General features: G+C 69.1%; 8 protein-coding genes and 2 tRNA genes. All 10 read right to left on the bottom strand.

Features of this window, described 5'->3' with window-relative positions:
* Positions 1–189: 189 nt before the first annotated feature.
* A tRNA-Ala gene (locus VJN29_RS13070) sits at positions 190–265 on the bottom strand.
* 28 nt (positions 266–293) lie between these two features.
* Positions 294–509, bottom strand: coding sequence for a DLW-39 family protein (locus tag VJN29_RS13065; RefSeq protein ID WP_324144065.1), 216 nt, complete (start codon positions 507–509; stop codon positions 294–296).
* A gap of 26 nt (positions 510–535) precedes the next feature.
* Positions 536–612: transfer RNA gene (locus VJN29_RS13060), tRNA-Ile, on the bottom strand.
* A 155-nt stretch (positions 613–767) separates the two neighbouring features.
* Positions 768–1,439: a DUF3566 domain-containing protein gene (locus tag VJN29_RS13055; RefSeq protein WP_324144064.1), complete on the bottom strand. Its 672-nt coding sequence runs from the start codon at positions 1,437–1,439 to the stop codon at positions 768–770.
* Positions 1,436–4,123 (bottom strand): DNA gyrase subunit A, encoded by a 2,688-nt coding sequence (gene gyrA, locus VJN29_RS13050; RefSeq protein ID WP_324144063.1) that lies wholly within the window; start codon positions 4,121–4,123, stop codon positions 1,436–1,438. Before gyrA ends, VJN29_RS13055 begins: the two co-directional genes overlap by 4 nt.
* A 164-nt stretch (positions 4,124–4,287) precedes the next feature.
* Positions 4,288–6,402: a DNA topoisomerase (ATP-hydrolyzing) subunit B gene (gyrB, locus tag VJN29_RS13045; RefSeq protein WP_414654364.1), complete on the bottom strand. Its 2,115-nt coding sequence runs from the start codon at positions 6,400–6,402 to the stop codon at positions 4,288–4,290.
* A 350-nt stretch (positions 6,403–6,752) separates the two neighbouring features.
* Positions 6,753–8,255 carry a protealysin inhibitor emfourin gene (locus VJN29_RS13040; RefSeq protein WP_324144062.1) on the bottom strand — a complete coding sequence of 501 codons (1,503 nt, stop codon included), beginning with the start codon at positions 8,253–8,255 and terminating at the stop codon, positions 6,753–6,755.
* Between the two features lie 184 nt (positions 8,256–8,439).
* Positions 8,440–8,985, bottom strand: coding sequence for a DUF721 domain-containing protein (locus VJN29_RS13035; RefSeq protein ID WP_324144061.1), 546 nt, complete (start codon positions 8,983–8,985; stop codon positions 8,440–8,442).
* Positions 8,978–10,267 carry a DNA replication/repair protein RecF gene (gene recF / locus VJN29_RS13030; RefSeq protein WP_324144060.1) on the bottom strand — a complete coding sequence of 430 codons (1,290 nt, stop codon included), beginning with the start codon at positions 10,265–10,267 and terminating at the stop codon, positions 8,978–8,980. Before recF ends, VJN29_RS13035 begins: the two co-directional genes overlap by 8 nt.
* A 6-nt stretch (positions 10,268–10,273) precedes the next feature.
* Entirely contained in the window at positions 10,274–11,398 is a 1,125-nt protein-coding gene (gene gnd, locus VJN29_RS13025; RefSeq protein ID WP_414654363.1) for a phosphogluconate dehydrogenase (NAD(+)-dependent, decarboxylating), read from the bottom strand.
* Positions 11,399–11,467 lie beyond the last annotated feature (69 nt).

The raw sequence follows: 11,467 nt of genomic DNA, 5'->3' as shown, positions 1-11,467 counted from the left end.
CGAACGGCGGAGGAAGCTCGACTGCAGCCCGCTCGCGGAGGCGCCGGCGGCTTCGATGGGAGGTGCACCGAAAGGGGTGGTCTGCGGTTGGCGTCAACCCTCGGCCAAGACCCAGTTCAGCCACTGCAGTACTTCTCTGAGGTACGGGTACGAAAGAGGCCCTTCCCAAAAGAAAGGGCCTCTGACCTATGGTGGAGCCAACGGGACTCGAACCCCTAACCCCCTGCTTGCAAAGCAGGTGCGCTACCAATTGCGCCATGGCCCCGTGTGGGGCGCGAGGGCCCGCGGGATCGTCAGGACGTTGCGGGAGGGCTGTCCTGGTCAGCGGCCGGAGCCGGTGCCGGAACTGGTGCAGCAGGCGTCGGAGCGGGGGTCGCGGAAGGCTCCGCCGCGACGTCGTCGGTGGCCTGGTTCCACAGGTCCTGCTCGGCCTGCTGCTGGCGGACCTTGTTGCGGAGGAGGACGATCCCGGCGACGGCTGCGCCGATGAGGGCAAGACGCTTGATCATGCTGTTCCTCTCGTGACGGCTGGTGATGGTGGGCCTAGGAGGACTTGAACCTCCGACCTCTTCCTTATCAGGGAAGCGCTCTAACCGTCTGAGCTATAGGCCCATCGTCACCCTCTTGCAGCCAGGATCGCACGCGGAGTCCGAATCCCTGACGCGAGGGCAAACGTTACCGGATGCCGCGCGGGACCTCAAAAACGACCAACCCATGCCGTATGCCGCTGTGCCGGGGACCGTCCGCGCACCCGCGCCCAGCCCGGCTCAGTCGTCGGTGAGCGTCAGCTGGATGCCGCCGACGAGCGCCGAGCAGATGTTGTAGAGGAAGGCAAGGACCGTGGCGATGGCCGTCATGAGGATGACGTCGATGACGCCGATGACGATCGACAGGGAAACGACGCGACCGAAGCCGACGTAGTCGAGGATCGAGAAGTTGTCGGCGCCCCCGGCCGTCTGGAGCGACTGGAGGACCCCCTCGACGTCGGCGAAGACGTTCATCGTCGACAGGATCATCCACAGCACCGCGGTGAGGATGACGCCGGCGATGCCGATGGCAACCGAGAGCAGGAAGCTCATCTTCATGACCGACCACGGATCCACCCGGGCCACGGCGAGGCGGACCCGGCGGGGGCCCTTCGACTTGCGAGTCGCCTCCTTGGTCCGCGATGCGGAGGTCTGCGCCGCGGCAGGTCTCGCGGCAGGCGTCGACGCCGTCGTGGGCTGGGCGCCCACGGGACGGGTCGGTTGGGTGCGCGAGGTGATCGCCCCTCGCGAGAGCGTGGCCTCCCCTGGCCCCGAGGGCGAGCCGTAGGAGGACGACGTGCCGTAGTAGTCACCCGAGTAGGCACTCGAGGCCGCTGAGTCGGTCGACGTCCCCGTGGGGCCCGAGCCGCCATACCCGCTCGTCCCGTAGCCCTCAGAGCTGGGCGTGCTCATTCGTCACCTCCACTGTCGCCGTCTGACGACTGGGTCGTCGCGTCATCGCTTCCGTCCGACGGTACGCCATCGGTGCTCGGAACCGTAGTTATCGGGGCCGTGGGTGCGGTGCCCTCGAGGTCGCCGACTTCCTCGAGCTCCTCTTCGGTGACCGACTCGGCGTTGCGTGCCACGGCGACGATGGAGTCGCCCGGGTCTGGCGTCGCGAACCTGACGCCCTGGGTGCTCCGGCTCGTGTGGCGGACCTCGTCGACGCGCGAGCGAACGATCTTGCCCTTCTCCATGACGACCATGACCTCGTCGTTCGGGGTGACGGTGAGGGCGCCGACGAGGTCACCGCCCTTCTCGGAGAGCCGGGCCACCTGGATGCCATAGCCGCCGCGGCCCTGGACGCGGTACTCGGAGACGGAGGTCCGCTTGGCGAGGCCGTTCTCGAAGACGACGAACACGTCGATCTCGAAGCCGTCCGGCACGCGCGACATCGACAGCAGCGTGTCGTCGCGCTTGAACTTCATGCCGGTCACGCCCGATGTCGAGCGCCCCATCGGCCGCAGGGCACTGTCCGTCGCGGTGAAGCGGACCGACATGCCCTTGCGCGACACGAGCAGCAGGTCGTCCTGGGGTGCCACGAGCCGGGCCCCGACGAGCTCGTCGCCATCGCGCAGGTTGATCGCGATGAGTCCGCCCGAGCGGTTCGAGTCGTAGTCGCGCAGCCGCGTCTTCTTGACCAGGCCGGCACGCGTGGCCAGCACGAGGTAGTCGGCCGCCTCGTAGTCCTTGATCGCGAGGACCTGCGCGATCTGCTCACCCGGCTGGAAGGCGAGCAGGTTGGCGACGTGCTGGCCCTTGCTGTCCCGCCCGCTCTCTGGCAGCTCGTACGCCTTGGCCCGGTAGACCCGGCCGAGGTTGGTGAAGAAGAGCAGCCAGTGGTGCGTGGTCGTGGTGAAGAAGTGCTCCACGACGTCCTCGCCGCGCAGCTGGGCACCCTTGACGCCCTTGCCGCCGCGGCGCTGCGACCGGTAGAGGTCGGTGCGGGTCCGCTTGGCGTAGCCACCCCGCGTGATCGTCACGACGACGTCCTCTTCGGGGATCAGGTCCTCCATCGACATGTCGCCGTCGAAGGGCACTATCTGCGTGCGGCGCTCGTCCCCGTACTTGTCGACGATGCCCTGCAGCTCCTCCGAGACGATCTGGCGTTGCCGTTCCTTGGAGGCGAGGATCGCGTGGTACTCGTCGATGAGCTCCTGGAGCTCGTCGTGCGCCTGCTGGATCCGCTCGCGCTCGAGGGCGGCGAGCCGGCGCAGCTGCATGTTGAGGATGGCCTGGGCCTGTGTCTCGTCGATGTCGAGCAGCCCGATCAGGCCGTCCCGGGCGTTCTCGACGGTGCGCGACCCGCGGATCAGCGCGATGACCTCGTCGAGCATGTCGAGGGCCTTGAGGTAGCCACGCAACAGGTGGATCTCGGCCTCGGCCTTGCGCAGCCGGAACTCGGTGCGCCGCCGGATGACCTCGATCTGGTGGTCGACCCAGTGGCGGATGAAGCCGTCGAGCGGCAGCGTGCGTGGCACGTCGTCGACGAGCGCGAGCATGTTGGCGCCGAACGTCGTCTGCAGCTGGGTGTGCTTGTAGAGGTTGTTGAGCACCACCTTGGCGACGGCGTCCCGCTTGAGCGTGACGACGATCCGCAGGCCGGTGCGCCCGGACGTCTCGTCGGCGATGTCGGCGATGCCGGAGACCCGGCCGTCCTTGACGAGGTCGGCGATCTTGACCGCGAGCTGGTCGGGGTTGACCTGGTAGGGCAGCTCGGTGACGACGAGGCACTGCCGGTTCTTGATCTCCTCGACGTTGACGACGGCCCGCATGATGATCGACCCGCGGCCGGTGCGGTAGGCGTCCTCGATCCCGCGGTGTCCCATGATGAGCGAGCCGGTCGGGAAGTCCGGTCCCTTGATGATCCCCAGGAGGGCCTCGAGCAGCTCCTCCCGCGAGATGTCGTGATTGCGGAGGTAGTACTGCGCTCCCTCGGCGACCTCGCGCAGGTTGTGCGGCGGGATCTGGGTGGCCATCCCGACGGCGATGCCGGAGGAGCCGTTGACGAGCAGGTTCGGGAACCGCGACGGCAGGACCGACGGCTGCATCGTCTTGCCGTCGTAGTTCGGCACGAAGGCGACCGTGTCCTGCTCGATGTCCCGCACCATCTCCATGGCGATCGAGGCCATCCGGCACTCGGTGTACCGCGCCGCGGCCGCGCCGTCGTTGCCGCGCGACCCGAAGTTGCCCTGCCCGTCGACGAGCGGGTACCGCATCGACCAGTCCTGCACGAGGCGCACGAGCGCGTCGTAGATCGCCGAGTCACCGTGTGGGTGGTAGTGACCCATGACGTCACCGACGACGCGGGCGCACTTGTTGTAGCCGCGGTCGGGACGATAGCCGCCGTCGTACATCGCGTAGACGATGCGCCGGTGCACCGGTTTGAGACCGTCCCGGACGTCGGGCAGCGCACGAGACACGATGACCGACATGGCGTACTCGATGTACGAGCGCTGCATCTCCGTGTTCAGGTCGATCGGTTCGACCCGGTCGTGCTGCCCGGGCTCGCGCTCGATCGGCGCGGTCCCCTGCTCGTGGCTGCGGTCCTCCTCGGGAGGCTCGGTGCCGTCGATGGGAGGCAGGTCGTCACTCACGTCAGTTCCCTTGTCGTTGGATCAGTTTTCAACAATGCAGATGCCGTATGCCGCTGAGCTGAGTTCTCGTCGAGTGTGCACTTCTCGTCGAGTGTGCAGTTCGTGCCAATCTCGCTCGGGTGCTGAGTCACATCGGACCGCCACGAACTGCACACTCGACGGGCTCAGATGTCGAGGAAGCTGACGTCGCGTGCGTTCTTCTGGATGAAGGTGCGGCGGGACTCCACGTCCTCGCCCATGAGCACTGCGAAGACCTCGTCCGCCTTGGCCGCGTCGTCGAGCGTCACCTGCAGGAGGGTCCGCGTCTCGGGATCCATCGTGGTGGTGCCGAGCTCGTCGTAGTTCATCTCGCCGAGACCCTTGTAGCGCTGGATCGGGTTGTCCTTCGGCAGGCGCCAGCCGTTGGCCTCGCCGATCTCCCTGAGTCCGTCACGCTCGCGGTCCGAGTAGGCGAACTGGTGGGGTGCGTTGCTCCACCGGAGCCGGAACAGGGGCGGCTGGGCCAGGTAGACGTAGCCGGCCTCGATGAGCGGACGCATGAACCGGAACAGCAGCGTCAGCAGGAGCGTGCGGATGTGCATGCCGTCGACGTCGGCGTCGGCCATGAGGATGATCTTGTGGTACCGGGCCCTGCTGAGGGTGAAGTCCTCGCCGATGCCCGTGCCGAACGCCGAGATGAGGGCCTGGACCTCCTGGTTCGCGAGGATCTTGTCGATCCGCGCCTTCTCGACGTTGAGGATCTTGCCGCGGATCGGCAGGATCGCCTGGGTGAAGGGGTTGCGCGCCTGGGTCGCCGAGCCGCCGGCCGAGTCGCCCTCGACGATGAACACCTCGGAGATGCTCGGGTCCTTGCTCTGGCAGTCCTTCAGCTTGCCGGGCAGGCCGCCGGACTCGAGCAGGCCCTTGCGCCTGGTCGCCTCGCGGGCCTTGCGGGCCGCCATGCGCGCGGCCGCGGCCTGGATCGACTTGCGGACGATGTCCTTGCCCTCGTTGGGGTGCCGCTCGAGCCAGTCACCGAACTCGTCCGACACCGCCCGCTGGACGAAGCCCTTGACCTTGGAGTTGCCGAGCTTGGTCTTCGTCTGCCCCTCGAACTGCGGCTCGGCGAGCTTGACCGAGATGACCGCGGTGAGGCCCTCGCGGACGTCGTCGCCGGTGAGGTTCTCGTCCTTGTCCTTGAGCAGGTTCTGCCGGCGGGCGAAGTCATTGATGAGTTTGGTCATCGCCGCGCGGAACCCCTCCTCGTGGGTGCCGCCCTCGTGCGTGTTGATCGTGTTGGCGTAGGTGTGCACCGACTCGCTGTAGGCGCTCGTCCACTGCATGGCGAGCTCGAGGGACATCGAGCGACCCTTGTCCTCGACGTCGATCGAGATGACCTCGGGGTGCACGGGCTCGCTGCGCTTGGAGCTGTTGAGGTGGTTGACGTAGTCGACGAGCCCGCCGTCGTAGCGGTAGGTCACCTTCTTCGCCGTGACCGTCCGCTTCTCGCTCTCCGGCACGTCGTGACCGTTGTCACCCTCCTCGACGACCTGGGCGAGGTCACTGTCGATCTCATCGAGGTCGACCTCGCCGGCGCCGTCGGGCCGCTGCTCGACGCGCTCGTCGACGAGGTTGATCGTCAGCCCCTTGTTGAGGAAGGCCATCTGCTGGAACCGCGCCCGCAGGGTCTCGAAGTCGTAGTCGACGCTGTCGAAGATGCCGGGGTTGGCCCAGTAGGTGATCGTCGTGCCGGTCTCGTCGGTCGGCTCCTCCTGGCGGAGGGGACCGTCGGGCACGCCCATCGTGAAGCTCATCCGGTGGACGTGGCCCTTCTGTCGGACCGCGACCTTCAACGTCGTGGACAGCGCGTTGACGACGGACGACCCGACGCCGTGCAGACCGCCGGACACCTTGTAGCCGCCGCCGCCGAACTTGCCTCCGGCGTGCAGCTGGGTCAGCACGAGCTCGACCGCGCTGATCTTCTCCACCGGGTGGATGTCGGTCGGGATGCCGCGACCGTTGTCCTTGACCCGGACACCGCCGTCCGCGAGCAAGGTCACGTCGATCGTGTCGGCGTAGCCGGCGAGCGCCTCGTCGACCGAGTTGTCGACGATCTCGTACACGAGGTGGTGCAGCCCGCGCTCCCCGGTCGAGCCGATGTACATCCCGGGACGCTTCCGCACCGCCTCGAGGCCCTCGAGCACGGTGATCGCGCTGGCGTCGTAGTCGACTCCGTTGGGACGATTGTCGACGATTGGGGTGTTGATCTGGTCGGCTGTCGTCTCCGCGGCGTCTGACACGTCTCTCCTCGTTAGAACCTCATGCGGGCGGCTCGACGTCCACGCCGAGCCGCTACCCCGTTATTCTACCGGTCCCGGAGACCGGAAAGTGCCCCTCAGCGGCCCGGGACGGCCACTTTCCCGCCCGCAGACCCCGGATTCCGGGGGGAGGATCACGACCTGCCCCCGGAGCGTCCCAGCGGCGATCCCCCGGACCCGTAACCCACCCGCCTACGGAGTGCTCCCCCCTGTTGCACCAAGGGTCAGTAGACGATAGCCGGGTGTGTTGCCCGGACAGGGGGAACGGAGCCACGCACTGAGCCGGCTGGTGGCACGCGTCGAGCTCAGCGGCATACGGAATGATCTGGAAATCAGCCGTCGAGCAGGGTGCGCTCGAAGAGCTGGTGGATCGCCTCCGGCAGGTGTGGCTCGGGGACGGTGAGGTCGACACGCACCTGGGGGCACACGATGTCGTAGCAGAAGGCGTCCGGGTGGTCACCGCTGGGGATCGCGGCGATCTGTTGGAGTGTGGGCGCGGCGAGGAGGTGCTGCCAGTCGCGCGCGTCGCGCTCGGGCAGGTCACCGATCGTGACGCGCCGCTCGCGGACGAGCCCCGCGAACCCTCCCGTCCGACGGAGGAGCAGGTCCGCGTCCGCCCCTGGGACCTCGCCGTGGGCCGGACCGCTGGGCGGGCCGGGCGCCTCCTCCGGAGCCGGCGCGGGAACGGGCTCCTCGTCCTGCCTCACGACGCCCACCTCGCGCCAGGCCGACAGGACGGCTGAGTGCTGGACAGAGCCGTAGCCATGCCGTTTCGCCGCCGCGGAAGAGGTCAGGTCGGCGAACGTGGCGAAGTCGCAGTCCGCGCGGATCCCGTCACCGGTGAGCGCCGCGTGCCAGATCCCCCCGGCGTCCTCCCAGGCATGGCCACCGATCGCGAGCGCCACGAGGACGAAGGCCCGGTTGGGGATGCCCGAGTTGATGTGCACGCCGCCGAAGTCGCTGTCCGTGACGACATAGTCGTCCATGTGCGCCGGCTGGGGGTCGGTGCCCAGGTTGGGGTCGTCGAAGGCCGTGCCGGGGTGGTGCATGTCGCGGAGCGCGCGCCCCTGGACGCCGGGCAGGAGCAGCTCGGCGCCGACCAGCCAGTCCGCCTCCGCCGCGGTCTGGCCGAGGGAGTGCTGCTTGACGAGCACCCCGAAGACGTCCGAGATCGACTCGTTGAGCGCCCCGGGCTGACCCCGATAGAGCAGGCCGGCCGTGTGCTCGGTGACGCCATGCGCGAGCTCGTGGCCGATGACGTCGAGTGCCTTGGTGAACCGGTCGAAGACGACCCCGTCGCCATCGCCGAAGACCATCTGCCGCCCGTCCCAGAACGCGTTGTCGTACCGCTCGCCGTAGTGGACGGTCGCCAGGAGGGGCATGCCCTGGTCGTCCAGGGAGTTCCTGCCGTATGCCGCTGACCACAGTTCCCACGTCGCGCCGAGTCCGTCGTAGGCCTCGTCCACCGCGGGATCGCCCGTGGCTGGGTCGCCCTCGGCACGGACCCTCTCACCCGGGGTGATGCGGCGGCCCTCGGCATCGCCGATGGTCCGTTTCGGGCCGAGCGGCGCCGGTGGGGCCGGCTCCGTGGGCTCCGGCTCCGTGGGCCCCGGCTGGGTCGGCGGGGCGGGTGCGGGCGGGGTCGGGACGGGCGGGCCGGGCTCGTTGACGTCTCGCGGCGGGGCCAGCCGTCCACCGGAGCGGCGGGAGTAGCGGAAGTGCTCGTCATGCGCCAGGGCCTCGCTGGCCGACTCGGCGACGACCGGGTCGTCGCTCTGTGCCAGGGCCTCGAGGATGAAGGGCGGGACGATCGAGCACCGGGTCGCGTGGTCCATGGGCCCATCCTGCGCCGAATGACCGACAGCGGCCCGCTGAGGCCGCGGCACGTTGCCACCCCACCACCCGCAACACACCGAGTAGATCACGACGCACCGGGATCGGATCCCGGTGCGTTGTGACCTACTCGGTGTGTTGCGGGGTGTCGCGGGGTGGTTGCGGGGTGTCGCGGGGTGTCGCGGGTCAGCCGTAGGTGTCGCGCGGGCCCCGGGAGTCCGGGGAGCGGTGCCGGCCCTTGGACCACCTCGGTGCGGCCGGGCCGAGCACCATGAGCTTGCTGACCGCGCCCGCCCCGATCTCCTGCTCGACGCGAGCGAGAACCGACGATGCGAGCAGCTTCATCTGGGTGGCCCACGCCGTGGAGTCGGCGCGCACGGTGAGCACACCATCGGTGAAGGTCACCGGCTCCACGTGGGCCGCGATGTCAGGACCGACGATCTCGGCCCACCGGCCCATGACGGACCCCACTGCGACGTCGACCTTCCAGCCCCGGTCGACCAGCAGCCGGTCGAGCTGCTCGCCGAGCAGGGTCGGATCCCGGCCGTCTCGGCCGGCGCCGGACCGCAGCTGGTCCGTGTTGTCCGGACGAGGTCGGCGTCGCGGCTTCATCCCGGGGCGCAGCCCGCGGTCACGTGCGGCCGCCCGGGCCCGGGCCAGCGCGGCGGAGGCCGCGTCCGCCACGCGGGTGTCGTCACCGAGCGGCTCGATCGGGTCGGGCTCGTCAGTCATTGCTCACATCATCCTCCGCCGGTGCCGCCTGCAGGGACGACTCCACCGACGACTCCACCGACGACTCAACGGACGGGCTCGATACGGGCAGCACCCGGCCGAGCTCGACCACGAAGGTGTGCCCGCGCCGGCGCAACCGGTCGGGCACGTCGGCACCCACGGCCGCCGTGATGAGCACCTGCTCGCAGTCGCCGATGAGCTCGGCCAGCCGCTCCCGGCGACCGGAGTCCAGCTCCGCGAAGACGTCGTCGAGGACGAGCACGGGGTCGTCCCCGAGGTCCCGGGCCAGGAGGCGGTAGGCCGCGAGCTTGAGCCCGAGTGCGAAGCTCCACGACTCACCATGGCTGGCATAGCCCTTCGCCGGGAGGTCGCCGAGCGTGAGGACGACATCGTCACGGTGGGGACCGACGAGGCTCACGCCACGCTCGATCTCGCTCGGGCGAACCGCGGCGAGGCTGTCGAGCATGGCCTGCCGGAGCTGGTCCATCTCCGGTACCTCTCCGGCGGCGATCTTCTCGGCGACCTCCTCGTGGAGCGAGCTCTTGTAGCGCGCCGTCGCCCGGGCGTTGCTGGCCGACACCGCGTCGTAGCTCGCCCCGACGTCGGGCAGCAGGTCGCGCAGCAGTCGCAGACGGGCGTAGAGGAGCTGGGCACCGACGGTGGAGAGGTGCTCGTTCCACACCTCGAGCGTGTGCAGCGCCGAGTCACGCGCCTCGTCGAGCGGTTGCTCACCCGGGCGCGGACGCGCCGCCCCCCGGCCGGACCGGAGCACCGGCGCCGCGGACTTCAGCAGGGCATTGCGCTGCCGCAGGATCTTGTCGTAGTCGGACCGAACGCCCGCCCAGCGAGGCTGGCGCTGCACGAGCAGGTCGTCGAGGAAGCGTCGTCGCTCAGCGGGGTCGCCCTTGACCAGGGCCAGGTCCTCGGGCGCGAAGAGGACGGTGCGCACCGTGCCGAGCACGTCGCGCGGCCGGGCGACCGGCGCGCGCCCGAGACGGGCTCGGTTCGACCGACCCGGGGTGATCTCGAGCTCGACCATCGTCTCGCGACCGTCGCGCACGATCGCAGCGCGAATGATGCCCTGACTGGCACCGAAGCGGACGAGTGGCTGGTCGGTCGCCACCCGGTGCGACCCGAGCGTCGCCAGGTAACCGATCGCCTCGACGAGGTTCGTCTTGCCCTGACCGTTCAACCCGATGAGCGTCGTGACTCCGGGAGACAGTGCGACATCGGCGCTGGGATAGCTGCGGAAGTCCTTCAGGGTCAGGTGTCTGACGTGCACGCCTGCTCAGTCGGCGCGCTTCGAGCGCTCCGTGCCGAGCGCCGTGTCGGCTTGGTCCGTCGGCTCCGTGGCGGCCGGCGCGCCCGACTTGACGGCCTCCTGGGCGGCCTGGACGTTGGCCTGTGAGGCCTTCCCGAAGGCCCGCGAGCTGGCATCGCCCTTGGCCTCGAAGGAGCGCACGTCGTGCGCGACCTTGTCCCGCTTGGACGGCTCCCGGGGCACGTCGCCCTCACGGAGCGCGTCACCCTCGGCGATCGTCATGACCTGGTGCCCGCCGAACTGGCCACGCAGCGCCGCGACGGCCTGCATGGCGGGCGACGTCTTCTGGCGGGACGCGAAACGGGCGAAGAGGGACGCTGAGATGACCGGCATCGGGACGCCCAGGGCGATCGCCTCCTCGACGGTCCACCGACCCTCGCCTGAGTCATGGGTGTAGTCGGACACGTTGCCGAGGTGCGGGTTCTCCTCGACGGCGTCGACCATGAGGTCCAGCAGCCAGGAGCGCACCACCGTCCCACGGCTCCATGCCCTGAACGTGCCCGGCACATCCTTGACGATGTCCTTCGCCTCGAGCAGCTCATAGCCCTCCGCATAGGCGTGCATCAGGCCGTACTCGATGCCGTTGTGCACCATCTTCGCGTAGTGCCCGGCCCCCACATCGCCGACGTGGACGAAGCTCTCCTCGCGCGGGCCCTCGGGACGCAGGGCGTCGAAGATCGGCATGGCCCGCTCCACCCACGTGTCGTCGCCGCCACACATCAGGCCATAGCCGTTCTCCAGCCCCCAGACCCCGCCGGAGACGCCGCAGTCGACGTACCCGATCCCCTTGTCACCGAGGAGCTTGGCGTTCTCGAAGTCGTCGGTGAACCTGGAGTTGCCCCCGTCGATGACGAGGTCGTCGGAGGCGAGCAGCTCGGCGAGCCGGGCGACGGTGTCTCGCGTCGGATCACCGGACGGCACCATGACCCACACGACACGTGGCGCGGACAAGCCATCGACCATCGCCTCGAGCGTCGGGACGTCGGTCACGTCGGGGTTGCGGTCATAGCCGATGACCTCGTGGCCGGCGGCGCGGAGCCGCTCGCGCATGTTGCCGCCCATCCTGCCGAGACCGATGAGACCGAGCTGCATGTCCAGTGCCTTCCGTCCGGAGCCCTGATGCCTGTGAGGGTAGTGGTCCACCCCCATCGCGTGTCGTCC

This window comes from Intrasporangium sp., from assembly GCF_035280925.1.
Lineage (GTDB): Bacteria > Actinomycetota > Actinomycetes > Actinomycetales > Dermatophilaceae > Intrasporangium.
This window is presented reverse-complemented; position numbering and strand designations above follow the sequence as displayed.